The 16,347-nt window shown below is 68.3% G+C and carries 17 protein-coding genes; 11 read left to right on the forward strand and 6 right to left on the reverse strand.

Annotated features, from left to right (window positions below):
* Positions 1-15: 15 nt before the first annotated feature.
* Positions 16-540, reverse strand: coding sequence for an amino-acid N-acetyltransferase (locus JX552_RS11265; protein WP_205877497.1), 525 nt, complete (start codon positions 538-540; stop codon positions 16-18).
* 58 nt (positions 541-598) lie between these two features.
* Here JX552_RS11265 and pgsA point away from each other — a divergent pair, with 58 nt between their 5' ends.
* The 4 genes from pgsA to pspM all read left to right on the forward strand — a co-directional run bounded on the left by pgsA (position 599) and on the right by pspM (position 3,372).
* A complete protein-coding gene (pgsA, locus tag JX552_RS11270; RefSeq protein WP_205877498.1) occupies positions 599-1,195 on the forward strand; it encodes a CDP-diacylglycerol--glycerol-3-phosphate 3-phosphatidyltransferase in 597 nt (198 codons plus the stop codon).
* Positions 1,196-1,273: 78 nt separating this feature from the next.
* A complete protein-coding gene (gene clgR / locus JX552_RS11275) occupies positions 1,274-1,588 on the forward strand; it encodes a transcriptional regulator ClgR (RefSeq protein WP_205877499.1) in 315 nt (104 codons plus the stop codon).
* Positions 1,589-1,723: 135 nt separating this feature from the next.
* Positions 1,724-2,545 (forward strand): phage shock protein PspA, encoded by an 822-nt coding sequence (pspA, locus tag JX552_RS11280; protein WP_205877500.1) that lies wholly within the window; start codon positions 1,724-1,726, stop codon positions 2,543-2,545.
* 11 nt (positions 2,546-2,556) lie between these two features.
* On the forward strand, positions 2,557-3,372 hold the full coding sequence (gene pspM, locus JX552_RS11285; RefSeq protein ID WP_205877501.1) for a phage shock envelope stress response protein PspM: 816 nt from the start codon (positions 2,557-2,559) through the stop codon (positions 3,370-3,372).
* 21 nt (positions 3,373-3,393) lie between these two features.
* Here the strand turns inward: pspM and JX552_RS11290 are convergent, their stop codons facing one another.
* Positions 3,394-5,010 (reverse strand): PE family protein, encoded by a 1,617-nt coding sequence (locus JX552_RS11290; RefSeq protein ID WP_205877502.1) that lies wholly within the window; start codon positions 5,008-5,010, stop codon positions 3,394-3,396.
* A gap of 188 nt (positions 5,011-5,198) precedes the next feature.
* Complete coding sequence (locus JX552_RS11295; RefSeq protein ID WP_205877503.1) at positions 5,199-5,654, reverse strand: limonene-1,2-epoxide hydrolase; 456 nt, start codon at positions 5,652-5,654, stop codon at positions 5,199-5,201.
* 43 nt (positions 5,655-5,697) lie between these two features.
* Between JX552_RS11295 and JX552_RS11300 the strand changes: the two genes are divergently transcribed.
* Both JX552_RS11300 and JX552_RS11305 read left to right on the forward strand, forming a co-directional pair.
* A complete protein-coding gene (locus JX552_RS11300; RefSeq protein WP_205877504.1) occupies positions 5,698-6,864 on the forward strand; it encodes a glycosyltransferase in 1,167 nt (388 codons plus the stop codon).
* A 17-nt stretch (positions 6,865-6,881) separates the two neighbouring features.
* Positions 6,882-7,076 carry a DUF3046 domain-containing protein gene (locus JX552_RS11305; protein WP_055578395.1) on the forward strand — a complete coding sequence of 65 codons (195 nt, stop codon included), beginning with the start codon at positions 6,882-6,884 and terminating at the stop codon, positions 7,074-7,076.
* Positions 7,077-7,123: 47 nt separating this feature from the next.
* Here the strand turns inward: JX552_RS11305 and JX552_RS11310 are convergent, their stop codons facing one another.
* Entirely contained in the window at positions 7,124-7,777 is a 654-nt protein-coding gene (locus JX552_RS11310) for a (2Fe-2S)-binding protein (protein ID WP_205877505.1), read from the reverse strand.
* A 168-nt stretch (positions 7,778-7,945) separates the two neighbouring features.
* Between JX552_RS11310 and recA the strand changes: the two genes are divergently transcribed.
* The 4 genes from recA to JX552_RS11330 all read left to right on the forward strand — a co-directional run bounded on the left by recA (position 7,946) and on the right by JX552_RS11330 (position 11,753).
* A complete protein-coding gene (gene recA / locus JX552_RS11315; RefSeq protein ID WP_205877506.1) occupies positions 7,946-8,986 on the forward strand; it encodes a recombinase RecA in 1,041 nt (346 codons plus the stop codon).
* Complete coding sequence (recX, locus tag JX552_RS11320) at positions 8,952-9,476, forward strand: recombination regulator RecX (RefSeq protein ID WP_205877507.1); 525 nt, start codon at positions 8,952-8,954, stop codon at positions 9,474-9,476. The genes recA and recX overlap by 35 nt, the downstream gene beginning before the upstream one ends.
* 119 nt (positions 9,477-9,595) lie before the next feature.
* Complete coding sequence (gene miaB / locus JX552_RS11325; protein ID WP_431195943.1) at positions 9,596-11,140, forward strand: tRNA (N6-isopentenyl adenosine(37)-C2)-methylthiotransferase MiaB; 1,545 nt, start codon at positions 9,596-9,598, stop codon at positions 11,138-11,140.
* A gap of 10 nt (positions 11,141-11,150) precedes the next feature.
* Positions 11,151-11,753, forward strand: coding sequence for an Rv2732c family membrane protein (locus tag JX552_RS11330; RefSeq protein WP_205878374.1), 603 nt, complete (start codon positions 11,151-11,153; stop codon positions 11,751-11,753).
* Here JX552_RS11330 and JX552_RS11335 read toward each other — a convergent pair.
* Both JX552_RS11335 and JX552_RS11340 read right to left on the reverse strand, forming a co-directional pair.
* The gene (locus JX552_RS11335) at positions 11,750-13,120 is read right to left on the reverse strand and encodes a DUF349 domain-containing protein (protein WP_205878375.1); all 1,371 of its coding nucleotides are present in this window, start codon (positions 13,118-13,120) and stop codon (positions 11,750-11,752) included. The genes JX552_RS11330 and JX552_RS11335 overlap by 4 nt on opposite strands.
* Positions 13,121-13,288: 168 nt before the next feature.
* Positions 13,289-15,043: a serine/threonine-protein kinase gene (locus JX552_RS11340; protein WP_205877509.1), complete on the reverse strand. Its 1,755-nt coding sequence runs from the start codon at positions 15,041-15,043 to the stop codon at positions 13,289-13,291.
* Between the two features lie 315 nt (positions 15,044-15,358).
* Here JX552_RS11340 and JX552_RS11345 point away from each other — a divergent pair, with 315 nt between their 5' ends.
* Positions 15,359-16,270 carry a DMT family transporter gene (locus JX552_RS11345; protein ID WP_241011005.1) on the forward strand — a complete coding sequence of 304 codons (912 nt, stop codon included), beginning with the start codon at positions 15,359-15,361 and terminating at the stop codon, positions 16,268-16,270.
* Positions 16,271-16,347 lie beyond the last annotated feature (77 nt).

Below are 16,347 nucleotides of genomic sequence, written 5' to 3' on the forward strand. Positions count from 1 at the left end.
CAGGCTCGTCCGCCCCTACAAGACCAGCAGCATCCGGGAGTTGCCCAGGATGTTGGGTTTGACGTAGCTCAGATCCAAGAATTCGGCGACGCCGATGTCGTAGGAACGGCACATCTCCTCGAACACCTCGGCGGTTACCGGAGTGCCTTCGATCTCGGTGAATCCGTGCCTACCGAAGAATTCGGTCTCGAACGTCAACACGAACAGGCGCTCGAGCTCCAGCTCCCGGGCCACCTCGAGCAGCCGGTTGACGATGGCGTGGCCCACCCCGTGGCCGGTGAGCTCGGGGTGGACGGCGACCGTGCGGATCTCGCCCAGATCCGACCACAACACGTGCAGTGCGCCGCAGCCGACCACTCTGCCGGGGATCTGCGGGTCCTCGGCCACCCAGAATTCCTGAATGGACTCATAGAGGGTGACGAGGTTCTTCTCCAGCAGAATCTTCCCGGCATAGGTGTCCACGAGTTGCTTGATCGCGGGGACGTCGGACGTGCGCGCTCGCCGAACCACCGGCCGGTACTCCAGTCGACTTTCGGTCACGGGGAAACAGTATCGACATCAGTGACCAGATGAGCTGGCCAGCCGTTATTCTGAGGCCGTGTCGGGGCAACCGCAGGCGGGTCAAGTAGCGGGTCAAGCCCGCATCGCCAATCTGGCGAACGTGCTCACGTTGCTGCGGTTGCTTTTGGTGCCGATCTTCCTGTATGCGCTGTTTTACGGTGACGGTCACCACTCCTGGGCGCGGGTGGTGGCATGGGCTATTTTCGCGGCGGCGTGCATCACCGACCGGTTTGACGGTCTGCTCGCCCGCAATTACGGCATGGCGACGGAATTCGGCGCATTCGTAGACCCGATCGCGGACAAGACGCTGATCGGAGCTGCGCTGATCGGGTTGTCCATGCTCGGAGATCTCCCGTGGTGGGTGACGGTGCTGATCATGACCCGCGAAGTGGCGATCACCGTCTTACGGCTGGCGGTGATCCACCGCGGCGTGATTCCGGCGAGCTGGGGCGGCAAGCTCAAGACCGTGGTGCAGGCGGTGGCGATCGGATTGTTCGTCCTGCCACTGTCCGGGGTGTTGCACACCGCGGCCGTGGTGGTGATGGGGCTGGCGATTGTGCTGACCGTCGTCACCGGCATCGACTACGTCGCGTCGACGGTCAGAGAAATTTGCCGAACCAAACGTGCCGCCTAGGGAACCATTGCGGCCACGGCCTGCGTTCACCTGAAGTCCCATGAATTTCTTGGGGATGACCGGACGAAGGGGAGCACGATGACGTCACTAGTGCGCGAGGTGGTTGGCGACGTGCTGCGGGGGGCCCGGACATCGCAGGGCCGGACGCTGCGCGAGGTGTCCGATTCGGCGCGGGTGAGCCTCGGGTACTTGTCGGAGATCGAGCGCGGACGCAAGGAGCCGTCCAGCGAGCTGCTCACCGCGATCTGCGACGCTCTGCGGGTTCCGTTGTCACAGGTGCTCATTGATGCGGGCGAGCGGATGGCCCGGGAAGAACGCGCCAGCCGCGCCGCCTCGATCGACACCAGCATCAAGGTCGTCATCCCTCCGGTGGCCTCGCTGGCCGTAGCGTGAGTACCGCGGGTAGACCCGCGTCCACGAGATATGCACCATGGGTGGGGCGACGAGAGTTGACCCACTAAATTGAGCGGCAGGGTAAGCGTTGCGGCCCATCCGGCACACAAGAAGAAGCGAAGGCGGAGCTAACTGATGGCCAATCCGTTCGTCAAAGCGTGGAAGTACCTCATGGCGCTGTTCAACTCCAAGATTGACGAGCACGCCGACCCGAAAGTGCAGATCCAACAGGCCATCGAGGAGGCGCAGCGCACCCATCAGGCGCTGACCCAGCAGGCGGCGCAGGTGATCGGCAACCAGCGACAGCTAGAGATGCGGCTCAACCGCCAGCTTGCGGACATCGAGAAGCTGCAGGTCAACGTGCGTCAGGCGCTCACCCTGGCGGATCAGGCTGTGGCTAACGGGGACGCGGCGAAGGCCACCGAATACAACAACGCCGCCGAAGCATTCGCGGCCCAGCTGGTGACCGCCGAGCAGAGTGTCGAGGACCTCAAGACGCTGCACGACCAGGCGCTACAGGCTGCGGGGCAGGCCAAGAAGGCCGTCGAACGCAATGCGATGGTGTTGCAGCAGAAGATCGCCGAACGCACCAAGCTGCTCAGCCAGCTCGAGCAGGCCAAGATGCAAGAGCAGGTCAGCGCGTCGCTGCGGTCGATGAGCGACCTTGCCGCCCCCGGCAATACCCCCAGCCTCGACGAGGTGCGCGACAAGATCGAACGGCGGTACGCCAACGCGATCGGCTCGGCCGAACTGGCGCAGAGTTCGGTGCAGGGCCGCATGCTCGAGGTGGAGCAGGCCGGGGTGCAGATGGCCGGGCACTCCCGCCTGGAGCAGATTCGCGCGTCGATGCGTGGCGAAGCCTTGCCGGCCGGCGGCGCGGCCGCACCCAATGTCACCCCGGCGACGCCGGCCGCCGAGCCCGGCCGGGCCGTGCCCGATAAGCCGTTCGGACAGTAAGGGACGAGCCGATGGGGGCCAGGTCGAAGCAGCGGGGCCTGTGGCGCGGGTTGCTGCAGCGTGGATTCGACGCGGCCGCCGACCTGACCGACCTGGTTGCCCGCAAAGTCAGCGCCGCCAGCGATCCACGAGCGCGTCAGTTGCGCCGACGGCGGCGCGCATTGCGGTGGGCCTGGATCTTCACCGCCGGAGTCGTGTTCTGGGCGCTGGTGACCGCGGTGCTGGCGGCGTGGGGCTGGTTCGCGCTGTTGCTGCAGATCACCGGCGCTGTCGCCGTCGTCATGGTGATCCCGGCGACCCTGCTGTTCTTCCGCTACCACTGGCTGAAGGCGGAGCCGCTGCCGGCGCAAAGGCCGACCGCGCCGCGTCGGTTACCGCCACCCGGTTCGGCCGCCCGGCCCGCGATGTATGCCCTGGGTGCCTCCGAGCGGGGGTTCTTCTCCCTGCTGGGCGTAATCGAGCGGGGCGCGATACTGCCGCCCGACGAGATCACCGACCTGACCGCCGCGGCCAAGCGGACCTCGGCAGCGATGGCGGCGACCGCTGCCGAGGTGGTGTCGATGGAACGGGCCGCCCACAGTGCCGAAGCGTCGCGCCAGTACCTGGTGCCGACCATCAACGCCTACACCGCGCAGCTCGGTGCGGGCGTTCGGCAGTACAACGAAATGGTCACTGCTGCAGCGCAGTTGGTCTCTTCAGTGAGCGGCGAGGGTGCAGCCAACCTGACACAGCAGCGCTACCGCGACGAGCTGGCTGGCGCGACGGATCAGTTGCTGAGCTGGGCGCAGGCATTCGACGAACTCGGCGGGTTGCCAAGGGCTATCTAGGCAGGCGCTCGCCAAGGGCTGCTACAGGCCGTTTAGACCGTTCAGCCCCAGCAGCAGCCCGCCGGTGCCACCGGTCCCGGCAGTTCCATTGCCCGCAGCGCTTTGTCCGGCGTTGCCGCCGTTACCGCCCTGGCCCCACAGGAACGCGTTGCCACCGATACCGCCGTTGCCGCCCTTGCCGACTAGCCCGTCGCCGCCGTTACCGCCGTTGCCGCCGTCGCCGACCAGCCCAGCTTTGCCGCCGGCCCCGCCGTTGCCGCCGTCGACGCCGCCGTTGACGCCCGCTCCGCCGTTGCCGCCGGTCCCGCCGGAGCCGTAGAGCGCACCGGCATTGCCCCCTGCTCCGCCTTGGCCACCGCTCGACGTACCCGACCCACCGGAGCCGCCGGCGCCGCCATTGCCGATCAGGCCGCCTGCGCCGCCGCCGCCGCCGGCGCCGCCGGACGAGTTGCCACCGATGCCGTGCCCGCCGCTGCCGCCGGTGCCACCGGGGCCCCACAACAGGCCCGCACTGCCGCCGTTACCGCCCGCCCCGGCTTGCCCGGCGGCGGCGGTGGCGTCGCCGCCTGCGCCCCCGGCCCCGCCCGCGCCGAAGACCGTGCCGCCCGCGCCGCCCACGCCGCCGCCACCACCGACCTTACCGGCGCCGCCGTCCCCGCCGTCCGCGCCGTAGCCGAACAGCCCGCCGGTCCCGCCGGCGCCACCCTGGCCGCCCGTGCCGGCTGCGGCAAGGGAGGTGCCGCCGGTCCCGCCGTGGCCGCCGCCTGGGCCGAACAGTCCGCCGGCACCGCCAGCCCCGCCGCTACCGCCATTGCCGTTGAGGCTGGCGCCGCCGGCACCGCCCGCGCCACCGGCGCTGAACAGTCCGCCGGCCCCGCCCGCGCCGCCGTTGCCGGCGGCGCCGCCGGTGGCGAAAACGGACGCGCCGCCCATGCCGCCGGCCCCGCCGGCGGTGAAGAGCCCGCCGGCGCCGCCGGCACCGCCGGCCCCGCCCTTCCCGCCGGCCAAATTTATGGCGTAGCCGCCATTGCCGCCGGCCCCGGCCGTGCCCGCAAGCAGTCCGGCCGCCCCGCCGTTACCGCCGGCCCCGCCGTTGGCTGCAGCTCCTCCGGCGCCGCCGTCGCCGCCGCGGCCACCGTTGCCGAACAGCCCGGCTGCCCCGCCGTTACCGCCTTTTTGACCGCCGCCGCCGATGCCGGATCCGCCGTTACCTCCGTTGCCCCATAGGATCCCACCGGCACCGCCGTCTTTTCCGGTTCCCGGTGCTCCGTTGGCGCCGTTACCGATCAGCGGGCGGCCGAGCGCCGCGATGAAGGGTGCGTTGATGAGGTCGAGCAGTGGCCCCAGCGGCGATACCGCGGCGGCCTCAGCGGCCGTGTACTGGCTGGCGCCCGCCGCCAAGGTTTGCACAAACTGCTGATGAAACGCCTCCGCCTGCACGCTCAGTGCTTGGTATGCCTGGGCGTGTCCGTTGAACAGCGCGGCAACCGCCGCGGAGATCTCGTCTGCGCCCGCGGCCAGCATCGACACCGTGGGGCCGGTGGCTGCGGCGTTGGCCGCGCTGACCGACGAGCCCAGACTTGCTAAGTCCGTGGCAGCCGTCCCCAGGTACTCCGGCATCGCGAAAACGAACGACATTTAAGACCTCCACACGCCATGGCCAATAGGTCACGCCCGTCCGGGGTCGCCCGCTCACCCTCGAGACTCGGCACAAGGATGTTAACCGCGTCTGGTCAGGCGGTTTCGTAAATCGGCACACTAATTCGCATTTTGGCAATCGGATGCCGAGCGGCCCGCGCGGAAGTTTGCCCGGCGGCGCCGCGCGGTTACAGCGTCGCGCGCAGCGACGGAACAACCATGCCGGCCAGGCCGCGCAGCATCGCCTTCAGCATGTCGAAGGTGTCGAAGTAGTCCCGCCACAGCGTGATTCGCCCGTCATGCAGCTCAAACGTCCCGCACACCCAGAACTGCAGCCGCAACGGGCCCAGGATCAGCGCATCGGTGCGCTCGGTCAGGACGGCGGAACCGTCGGCGGCGATGCGGTGGATCTTCACCTCGAAGCCGATGCGCCCCTGCATTTTGCTCAGCAGCGCGGTTGTCTTGCGGCCGCCGCGAATACGGGAGAACCCGACGTTCTCGTAGACGAGGTTGTCGTGCAACAACTCGTCGACGGTGTCGAAGTCCTCGTTCTGTAGGGCGTTGAGGAAGTTCTCGACCGCGCGAATGTTGTTGTCTGTGGTGTCGGCTCCGGATCCGGGCCCCTTCTGAGTCAGCTCAGTCATAGTCGCCAGCGTAGGCGAGCTCAGCTATGGCAGGGTGAAGCGGATGCGCGTCGCCGTGGTCGCCGGACCCGATCCCGGACACTCGTTTCCCGCGATTGCGCTGTGCCGACGCTTTGCGGCGGCGGGAGATTCGCCCACGCTGTTGACCGGGGTGGAGTGGCTGGACACCGCCCGCGCCGCGGGGATCGAGGCGATTGAGCTGGACGGCCTGGTGGCCACGGACGAGGATGTCGACGCGGGAGCCCGGATACACCGTCGCGCCGCACTGATGGCAGTGCTCATCGCCCCGACGTTGTGCGAACTGTCTCCGGATCTGATCGTGTCCGACGTCATCACGTCCGGTGGCGGCCTGGCCGCCGAGCTGCTGGGGATCCCGTGGGTCGAGCTCTGCCCGCATCCGCTGTATCTGCCGTCGAAAGGGTTACCGCCGATCGGGAGCGGCCTGGCGCCCGGCACCGGGCTGCGGGGCAGGCTGCGCGACACCGTGATGCGCGCGCTGACGGCACGGTCCGTGCGGGCCGGCCTGCGACAACGGTCCGCCGTCCGGGTGGAGATCGGCCTGTCCGCGCGCGATCGGGGGCCGCTGCGGCGGCTGATCGCCACCCTGCCCGCGTTGGAGGTCCCACGTCCGGATTGGCCGGCCGAAGCGGTCGTGGTGGGGCCGTTGCACTTCGAGCCGACTGACCGGGTGCTGCCGATTCCGCCCGGATCGGGACCGGTAGTGGTGGTCGCCCCGTCGACGGCGACCACCGGCACCGTAGGACTGGCCGAGCTCGCGCTGCAATCGCTGAGACCGGGGGAGACGTTGCCCGCGGGAGCGCGGGTGGTGGTGTCGCGGTTGGGCGGTGAGGGGGTGGAGGTACCGCCGTGGGCCGCGGTGGGGCTGGGACGGCAGGACGAGCTGTTGACGCATGCCGATGTGGCGATCTGCGGCGGCGGTCACGGCATGGTGGCCAAGACGCTGCTGGCCGGTGTGCCGCTGGTGGTGGTCCCTGGCGGAGGGGATCAGTGGGAAATCGCCAATCGGGTGGTACGGCAGGGCAGTGGTCGGCTGATCAGGCCGTTGACCGGAGAGTCCCTGGCGGCCGAGGTCGGCGAGGTGCTGTCCTCGCCGGGGTACCGCGCGGCCGCGCGGCAGGCCGCGGCGAGCGTCGCCGGGGTCGCGGACCCGGTACAGGTGTGTCACGAGGCGTTGGCGGTCGCGCGCTGACCGGTAGGTTGGCGGGCGTGCGGCTGACCGAGTTCAACGAGCGGGTGGTGCTGCGCTTCGGTGCGGCGTATGGCTCCTCCGTGCTGGTCGACCACGTGCTGACGGGTCTGGGTGGGCGCACGGCTGCCCAGGCGATCGAGGAGGGTATCGAGCCTCGCGAGGTGTGGCGGGCGTTGTGCGCCGACTTCGACGTGCCACGCGATCAGTGGTGACTCCCGCTGGTGCGTCGTTGACGCAGGAGCCACCGCGGGGCGCGAAGTCAGCGCAGCCCGCAGTCGGCGCATGTGCCCCCGCCCGGGATGCGGTAGTACAGGCAGCAGCTGTTTCGCCGGAAATCGAGGTTCACGCTGGTGATCGCGCCGGTGCCGGCCAGCTCGCCGGTGTCCAGCAACGCCGCGGTGGTCCGCTCGATCGGTACGCGGAGATCCGGCCGTGCCCTCAGCAGTTGCCGCGACGTTCCCACCAGGGCCGACGCGATATTGCCGGAGAGCAGGCCGGGCGCGAGCTTGAGGCGCAGGCCCGTGGCGAACGGTTCCAGGTGTTCGGTCACCACCACGCGATACAGCAGTTCGGGGCAGGCGGCCGTGATGGGCTGTCCGGTGGGTTCGGGAATGCGGAGTCCGGCGCCGTCGTCGGCGCGTTGCAGGTTGGTTAGGTCCGGGATGACGCCGTACGCCAGCGCGCAGGCGAGCACCGGTGACCACAGCCGTGCGGCGTGGCCGAGTTGCACCAGGGACGCGCCGATGCGCAGGTCGGCGGTGCCGTAGCGGGTGCCGGTGGCCTCGATGAGGTCCGTGTATCCGGCGGCGTAAGACTGTACGACGGGATGCCACCCGGCGGGATCTCCGCCCACAGTCAAGGCGAAAAACCCGCCATAGGTGGAAATTTCGGCCAGTTCCGCAGCAATGTTCATGTGCTCTTCGAGGTGATCCTGCCAGACGCGGCGTGTTGACCTTGGGTCGAACAGGTGTTCGGCTACTGTGGTGATTACTCGGAGATCTCAACTTGTCGGTGGCCTTCTCTAGTGTCACGGCCAACCGACCGAAACCGGTCACCGAACACCGACTACAGGAGAGGCACCATGGCTCAAGCCCCCGATCGCGAGAAGGCTCTCGAACTGGCTATGGCCCAGATCGAGAAGAGTTACGGCAAAGGCTCGGTGATGCGCCTCGGAGACGAGGTCCGCCAACCCATTTCAGTGATCCCGACCGGATCCATCGCACTGGACGTGGCCCTGGGCATCGGCGGCCTGCCCCGAGGCCGGGTCATCGAGATCTACGGCCCGGAGTCCTCGGGTAAGACCACCGTCGCACTGCACGCGGTGGCCAACGCCCAGGCCGCCGGCGGTGTCGCGGCGTTCATCGACGCCGAGCACGCGCTGGATCCCGACTACGCCAAAAAGCTGGGCGTCGACACCGATTCGCTGTTGGTCAGCCAGCCGGACACCGGAGAGCAGGCGCTCGAGATCGCCGACATGCTGATCCGTTCGGGTGCGCTGGACATCGTGGTCATCGACTCGGTGGCGGCACTGGTGCCGCGGGCGGAACTCGAGGGCGAGATGGGGGACAGCCATGTCGGTCTGCAAGCCCGGCTGATGAGCCAGGCGTTGCGGAAAATGACCGGCGCGCTGAACAATTCGGGTACCACGGCGATCTTCATCAACCAGCTCCGGGACAAAATCGGCGTGATGTTCGGCTCACCTGAGACGACCACGGGTGGCAAGGCTCTGAAGTTCTACGCGTCGGTGCGCCTGGACGTGCGGCGGATCGAGACGCTCAAGGACGGCACCAATGCGGTGGGTAACCGCACCCGGGTCAAAGTGGTCAAGAACAAGGTCTCGCCACCGTTCAAACAGGCCGAGTTCGACATCCTCTACGGCAGGGGCATCAGTAGGGAAGGCTCGCTGATCGACATGGGTGTCGACCAGGGCTTCATCCGCAAGTCCGGTGCCTGGTTCACCTACGAGGGTGAGCAACTCGGTCAGGGCAAAGAGAATGCTCGCAACTTCCTGCTCGAGAACGGCGACATCGCCAATGAGATCGAGAAGAAGATCAAGGAAAAGCTCGGCATTGGTGCAGTGGTGACCGATGACAGCGTCCTGCCCGCCCCCGTCGACTTCTGAGTCCTCTCGTCGCGATGAGCAGGCGCGGGCGCTGTGCCTGCGCCTGCTCACCGCGCGATCACGGACCAGGGCCGAATTAGCCGGTCAGCTGGCCAAACGAGGTTACTCCGAGGACGTCAGTAACCGGGTACTGGATCGGCTGGCCGGCGTCGGTCTGGTCGACGACGCCGATTTCGCCGAGCAGTGGGTGCAGTCCCGCCGGGCCAACTCGGGAAAAAGCAAGCGTGCGCTGGCCGCTGAGTTGCACACCAAGGGCGTGGACAACGAGGTGATCGACACGGTGCTGGCCGGCATCGGTGCCGGTGCCGAACGCGCGCGAGCAGAGCAGCTGGTGCGGGCCAGACTGCGGCGTGAGGTGCTCAGCGAGGACGACACCCGATTGACTCGGCGGCTGATCGGCATGTTGGCGCGCCGCGGGTACAGCCAGACGGTGGCATGCGAGGTGGTGCTGGCTGAGATGGCAGCCGAACGGGAGCACCGGCGGGTCTGAAGGACCGGGCCGGCCGGGGCCGTCGTGACGGGCGCCGCGACCGCCGGGCGATGGCCGGACGATGGCCGGACGATGGCCGACAACCAGGGCCGGCGCCGCTCGCCAGTACGATGGCCCCCGTGACTTCGACGGTAAGAGCCGGTGCTGCGGGCGCCGTGGGCACGGCCGGTGGTGCCGCGGCTGCCGCCGACTCGGGCCGCACCTACCAGGTGCGCACCTACGGCTGCCAGATGAACGTCCACGATTCCGAACGGCTTGCCGGACTGCTCGAAGCGGCCGGTTACCGGCGTGCGGCGGACGGTTCCGACGCCGACATCATCGTCTTCAATACCTGCGCGGTCCGCGAGAACGCCGACAACAAGCTGTACGGCAACCTCAGCCACCTGGCGCCGCGTAAGCGCAGCAATCCCGACATGCAGATCGCGGTCGGCGGGTGTCTGGCGCAGAAGGACCGGGACACGGTGCTGCGCAAGGCGCCCTGGGTCGACGTTGTCTTCGGCACCCACAACATCGGCTCGCTGCCCACCCTGCTGGAGCGGGCCCGGCACAACAACGAAGCTCAGGTGGAGATCGCCGAGGCGCTGCAGGCATTCCCGTCGTCACTGCCCAGTGCCCGCGAATCCGCCTACGCCGCTTGGGTTTCCATTTCGGTGGGCTGCAACAACAGCTGCACGTTCTGCATCGTGCCCTCGCTGCGGGGCAAAGAGGTCGACCGCAGCCCGGCTGACATACTGGCCGAGGTCCGGTCGCTGGTGGATACCGGGGTGCTCGAAGTCACCCTGCTCGGCCAGAACGTCAACGCTTATGGGGTCTCCTTCGCCGACCCGGCCATCCCACGCAATCGCGGTGCCTTCGCCGAACTGCTGCGGGCCTGCGGCGACATCGAAGGGCTCGAACGCGTTCGTTTCACCTCGCCGCACCCGGCGGAGTTCACCGACGACGTCATCGAGGCAATGGCACAGACGCCCAACGTGTGCCCGGCGCTGCACATGCCGCTGCAATCGGGCTCAGACCGGATCCTGCGCGCAATGCGGCGCTCCTATCGCGCCGAACGCTATCTCGGCATCATCGAACGGGTTCGGGCAGCCATGCCGCACGCCGCCATCACCACCGATCTGATCGTCGGCTTCCCCGGCGAGACCGAACAGGACTTCGCCGCCACGCTCGACGTGGTGGCCGAGGCCCGTTTCGCGGCCGCGTTCACCTTCCAGTACTCCCAGCGGCCCGGCACACCCGCCGCGGACCTTCCCGACCAGATACCGAAAGCCGTTGTGCAGCAACGCTATGAGCGACTGGTGGAACTGCAGGAGCGGATTTCCCTGGAACACAACCGCGCGCTGGTGGGCCAGACGGTCGAACTGCTGGTCGCCACCGGCGAAGGACGTAAGGACAGCCGCACCGCGCGGATGACCGGCCGAGCTCGGGACGGCCGGCTCGTCCATTTCACCGCGGGGGACCTGAAGGTCCGCCCCGGCGATGTCGTCACCGCCGAGGTCACCGACGCCGCGCCGCACCATCTCATCGCCGACGCCGGCATCCTGACGCACCGCCGCACCCGCGCCGGAGACGCGCACATCTCGCCGGGGAGCGGCGTAGGACTGGGTATGCCCACCGTGGGCGTGTCCGCCGTCGCGCCGGTCCAACCGGCCGGTTGCGGCCAGTAATCGAACGGAGATAGTTCACGTGGCGGAATTCGACGCCTACCGGTCTGAAATCGAGGCGGCTGAACGCCGCGTTGCGCGCGAGATCGAACCGGGCGCCAGGGCTCTGGTCGTCGCCATCCTGGTGTTCGTGCTGCTGGGTTCTTTCATCCTGCCGCACACCGGCAGCGTGCGCGGCTGGGATGTGTTGTTCAACAGCCACGGCGCCGGATCCGCGGCCGTCGGCCTGCCGCAGCAGGTTTTCACCTGGCTGGCACTGGTGTTCAGCGTCGGCTTCTCGATCCTGGCGTTGCTGACTCGGCGCTGGGCGGTGGCCTGGGTGGCGCTGGCCGGTTCCATGCTGGCCAGCGGCACCGGACTGTTGGCCGTCTGGTCTCGCCAGACCGCGCCGGCGGGGCACCCCGGGCCGGGCATCGGGCTGTTCGTCGCGTGGGTCACCGTGATTCTGCTGACCTTCCACTGGGCACGAGTGGTGTGGCAGCGCACCCTGGTGCAACTGGCCGCCGAAGAGCAGCGCCGCCGCGTCGTTGCGCAAGATCAGTCCAAGACCCTGCTGGACAGCCTAGAAAACGACGGGACCGACGGGCCAGACGAGGCCGGTTCGAAAAGCCTCTAGGACTTGCGGGTCAGCGCCCGGGCAGCGGCATCGGCCCACTGCCGCCACTGTTCGGCGTTGGCCCTGGCCTCGTCGGCTTCCTTGGTCTTGCCGGCCGCGGCCGCCTTCGCAGCCTGCTGTTCGAACTGCTCGGCGCGGGCGCGGAACTGCTCTGCGCGGGCCTGTGCCTGCGGGTCTGCCCAGTCCGACTCGCCGGCGTCGCGCACTTTCTTCTCGACGGCGCGCAGTCGCCGCTCCAGCTCGGCCGAGCGCTCCCGGGGGACCTTGCCGATCGCGTCCCACTTGTCGGCGATGCCGCGCAACGCGGCCCGAGCAGCGTCGTGATTGGTGGTGTCGATCTTCTCGGCCTCGGCCAGCAGCGCCTCTTTGGCGGCCGCATTGGCCCGGAACTCGGCGTCCTTTTCCGCGGTGACGGCGTTACGGGCGCTGAAGAACGTGTCCTGGGCGGCCTTGAACCGGCGCCACAGGGCGTCGTCGACGTCCTTGCTGGCGCGGCCCGCGGCCTTCCATTCGGTGAGCAGCTTGCGAAACTCCGCGCTGGTAGCAGTCCAGTCCGTGGAATCTGACAGCGCCTCGGCCCGCGCGCACAACCGCTCCTTGGATTGCCGCACACCGGAACGCTCCCGGTCGAGTTCGGCGAAGTGCGATCCACGCCGACGGTTGAAGATCTCCCGGGCCGCGGAGTAGCGCTTCCACAGCGCGTCGTCGACTTTGCGGTCCAGCCCGGTGATCGTCTTCCATTCGTCGAGGATCGCCCGCATCCGGTCGCCGGCGGACTTCCACTGCGTCGAATTGGCGGCGAGGTCCTCGGCCTCGGCGGCCAGTGCCTCCTTGCGGGCGGTCTGAGCCGCGCGGTGCTCCATCCGCCGGGAGCGGTGCGCGGTGACGTAGACGTCGATTCGAGCCCGGATATCGGACAGCCGGCCGGCCAACGCGTCGATGTCGCCCAACACGCATGCGGACGGCAGTGACTCGAGCAGCGACCCCGCGGTGGCGTTGATCTTGCGCGGATCTCCGGTGCCCGACACCAACCGCTCCTCCATCAGGGCGATCTCGGTGCTCAGATCGTCATACCGCCGGCCGAAGTACGCGAACGCCGCTTCGGAGTCGCCGGCCTGCCATGAGCCCACGACGCGCTCGCCGACGGAGCTGAGAAGCCACACCGTGCCGTCGTCGTCGACACGTCCGAATCGGTGCGGATCGCTGTGCGGCAACGTCGACGTCGGATGGGCCGACGCGTGGGTCGCGGGGCGGGGAGCCACACCCGGCCGCGGACCGGGTCGTGGCCCGGGCCGTGGTCCCGGAACCGGTCTCGATACCGCCTCGGCTGTTACTGCGTCGTTGCTGCTGGGCTGCTCACCCGTCATTGCGATCGTCACCTACCCTCTGCCAGTAGCGCGGTCGACTCCCCGCGCAGCTGCCGCGCGAAGCGGCACCCGTCCGGTCGGCGATTCTGCTGCGGATCACCGCGGTGTCCGACCGGTTTCCAACAAGTATTCAAGCAGCTTGGCCGGCGGTGCGCCGCCACCTTCTTCTCACCGGTGCTTTTTCCACCAGCCCTCGAGCTCTTCCAGGCCGGGACCCTGCGGGTCACCCTGAACAAGAGCAATCATCAATTGCGCCTCGTTGGTCCACACCAGCGACGGACTGCTGTCCTGAACGGCGCAGAATGCCCTCCCGCCGACCTGGGGGCTGTCGAGGTGGTGCCAATCGGTCGGTGACTTGGCTTCGCCAGGGCAGTTCACCATGATGTCGGTGCGAAGGAGTCCGTCGAAGAACTGACGCAGCGTCTCGGTCTCTCCGAACACCGTGAAGACTGCACGGTTGGGGCCGCCCGGGTCGATGTTCTTGTCGCAGATCACCCTGGCCAGGGCATCTTTCGGTGGCAGAAACGGCTTGCAGGCCCCTGGGGCGTAGCCCAGCGGTAGCAGGCTGAGCAATCGCGCCATGGCGTCGGCGGACCCCGTCGCTGGTGTGGTGGCCGACGGCGTCGGCGCGACGGTGGTGGTGGTCCTGGGCGCCGCGGTGGGAGTGGGGCGCAGCGTCAGCCGGATTCCCTGCGCGGCCAGCACCAGGAGAATCACCAGGGCGATCGCTCCGATCAGCACCCAAGGGTTGCGCAGCCGCGCGCTCAACGGCGAGGTCCGCCGACTGGCGGGCCGCGGCTCGGGTGCAGGTGGCGGCGCCACCACCGGTTCGGCAGGCGGCACGGGCGGCGGCTCAGCCGGAGGTACGGGCGTCTCGACTTGGGCAGTCAACGCGCTGAGGCCCTTCGGGAGGATGAACCGTTCGGAGAAGTCCACGTCGCGTTGCGCGGTCAGCGAATCCGGATCCGGGCCGGGCTCGGGAGCAGGCGGCAGCGATACATGCGCTGTCGCCGCCTCGACCCCGGTGTCTTGCCTCGGCCCGGATGCTTCGCTGCGCTTGAGGATGCGGAACTCCTGCGCCTGGTGCGGCGCGCTGAGCGCCTGGTGCGCCGCCGCCGCCAGCTCGCCTGCGCTGGCAAAACGTTCCTCCGGCCGTTTCGCGATGCCGCGCGCAATCACCGCGTCGAACGCGGTGGGAATACCGGGGCGGAGCTGGCTGGGACGTGGAATGGGCGCCATCAGGTGTGCGGTGATCAGCATTCCCGCGCTGTCGGCCCGGTACGGCGGCGTCCCCGTCAGGCACTCGTGCAACACGCACGTCAGTGAGTAGATGTCGGCGCGATGGTCCACCTCTGCGTCGGAAAACCGTTCGGGAGCCATGTACCGCCAGGTCCCGACCGCCGTGCCGATCTGAGTCAGTTTCTCGTCGGTGGCCGCGCTGGCGATCCCGAAATCCACCAGGTAGACGAAGTCGTCCTGGGTGATCAGGATGTTCTCCGGTTTGACGTCGCGATGCATCACTCCGGCGGCGTGAGCCGCGTCCAAGGCCGCGGCCACCTGATGCACCAGAGCGACCGCCCACGGCGGCGTCACCGGACCGAACCGCGCCAGTAACAGGCCCAGGTGAGTGCCTTCGATCAGGCGCATGTCCAGGTACAACTGTCCGTCGATCTCGCCGTAGTCGTGGATCGGCACGACGTGCGGTTCCTGCAACCGGCCGGCGTTGCGGGCTTCGCGCTGCATCCGCATCCGGAACACCGGGTCGTGGCTGAGTCGCTCGCTGAGCAACTTGAGCGCGACGACGCGTTGCTTGATGGTGTCGACCGCCTCGTACACCTCACCCATACCGCCGCTGCCGAGTTGCCGCTTGAGGAAGTAGGGCCCGAATCGGGTCCCCACTCGCGAACCTCGCGCGGAGCTCATCGTCGACTCCTCAACACAACGGGCAAATGCACCGGTAACCCCACCCGGTCGACTTAACTACCGCATCGCGCGGTTAAGCAACCATGACGGTAATTCCTCGCCGAACCGGACGCACCAATAATGCAGCATCCGCCCCGCGCTGGAGCCGTTCCGTTAGCTGTGTTGCGTCCTTTGCCGTCGGGCGGCGCGCGAATACCGTGTTTCGGGCTGCCATTTCGGCCGGAAATTGCGGTTGTGCCTCTTATCCAGCGGACACCGGTCATTATTGAACCGCTAACGGGAGATATAGCCCCGGTTGTCGGCGGGAGGTCAGCAGTGGACAACGTCGATCACGGGGTCGAATATGCGACGTTGCTGGCACTGTGCGCGGCTCTGCTGGCCGGTGTCAGCTATGTGGTCCTGCAGCGTTCGGCGCAACAGGTCACCGACGAAGACGTCGGGCATCTCACGTTGTTCCAACTGTCGCTGCGCCACGTCCAGTGGTGGTTGGGCAGCCTGGCGGCATTAGGCAGCTTCGTCTTCCAGGCGCTGGCCCTCGCCATGGGGTCGGTGGTGCTGGTCCAGTCGCTGCAAGCCGCCGCGTTGTTGTTCGCGTTGCCGATCGATGCCCGGCTGGCCCACCACCGCTGCACGGCCAAGGAGTGGATGTGGGCGGTCCTGCTGGCTGCCGCCGTGGCGGTCATCGTCCTGGCCGGTGACCCCACGGCCGGGTACGCCAGGGCCCCGCTGCACATGTGGGTGGTCGTCGCCGCGGTGATGGTCCCGGGCCTGCTGTTGTGTGTGGTGGGCGCGCGGCTGGCTTCGGGCACGCTCTCGGCGATCCTGTTGGCGCTGGGCTCGGCGGCGGCACTGGCCGTGTTCACCGTGTTGACCAAGGGTGTGGTGGCTGAACTCGGCACAGGCTTCGCGCAGCTCGCGCGCACGCCCGAACTGTATGCCTGGATCGTGGTGCTGCCGATCGGGCTGATGCTGCAGCAATCGGCGTTGCGGCGGGGGGCGCTCACCGCGACGCTGCCGACGATCACCGTGTCCCGGCCGGTGATCGCGTCGGTGCTGGGAGTGACCGTGCTGGGCGAGGTGGTGCACGCCGGAGAGGGCCAGGTACTGAGCCTGGTTGCCGCGGTGAGCGTGGTGATCGTCGCCACCGTGGCCCTGGCCCGGGACGAGGCGGCCATGATGGAACCCTCGCACCCGGTGGAAACCGCAGGTCGGTTGGCTGTTTCCTGACATCGCCGCCCCGACGGTGGCGGGTAACAAAACGGTTCCTGTTGAGTTGCGCCTGATAGCGATCGGGCGCCGTTGGG

The sequence above is a fragment of the Mycobacterium gordonae genome (assembly GCF_017086405.1).
GTDB lineage: Bacteria > Actinomycetota > Actinomycetes > Mycobacteriales > Mycobacteriaceae > Mycobacterium > Mycobacterium gordonae_D.

Excerpts from the sequence above, each read along its gene's own strand:
- clgR (WP_205877499.1), top strand. The coding sequence starts at position 1,274 with ATGACGTCACTAGTGCGCGAGGTGGTTGGCGACGTGCTGCGGGGGGCC.
- pspA (WP_205877500.1), top strand. The coding sequence starts at position 1,724 with ATGGCCAATCCGTTCGTCAAAGCGTGGAAGTACCTCATGGCGCTGTTC.
- pspM (WP_205877501.1), top strand. The coding sequence starts at position 2,557 with ATGGGGGCCAGGTCGAAGCAGCGGGGCCTGTGGCGCGGGTTGCTGCAG.
- JX552_RS11290 (WP_205877502.1), bottom strand. The coding sequence starts at position 5,010 with ATGTCGTTCGTTTTCGCGATGCCGGAGTACCTGGGGACGGCTGCCACG.
- JX552_RS11295 (WP_205877503.1), bottom strand. The coding sequence starts at position 5,654 with ATGACTGAGCTGACTCAGAAGGGGCCCGGATCCGGAGCCGACACCACA.
- JX552_RS11300 (WP_205877504.1), top strand. The coding sequence starts at position 5,698 with ATGCGCGTCGCCGTGGTCGCCGGACCCGATCCCGGACACTCGTTTCCC.
- JX552_RS11310 (WP_205877505.1), bottom strand. The coding sequence starts at position 7,777 with ATGAACATTGCTGCGGAACTGGCCGAAATTTCCACCTATGGCGGGTTT.
- recA (WP_205877506.1), top strand. The coding sequence starts at position 7,946 with ATGGCTCAAGCCCCCGATCGCGAGAAGGCTCTCGAACTGGCTATGGCC.
- recX (WP_205877507.1), top strand. The coding sequence starts at position 8,952 with ATGACAGCGTCCTGCCCGCCCCCGTCGACTTCTGAGTCCTCTCGTCGC.
- JX552_RS11335 (WP_205878375.1), bottom strand. The coding sequence starts at position 13,120 with ATGACGGGTGAGCAGCCCAGCAGCAACGACGCAGTAACAGCCGAGGCG.
- JX552_RS11340 (WP_205877509.1), bottom strand. The coding sequence starts at position 15,043 with ATGAGCTCCGCGCGAGGTTCGCGAGTGGGGACCCGATTCGGGCCCTAC.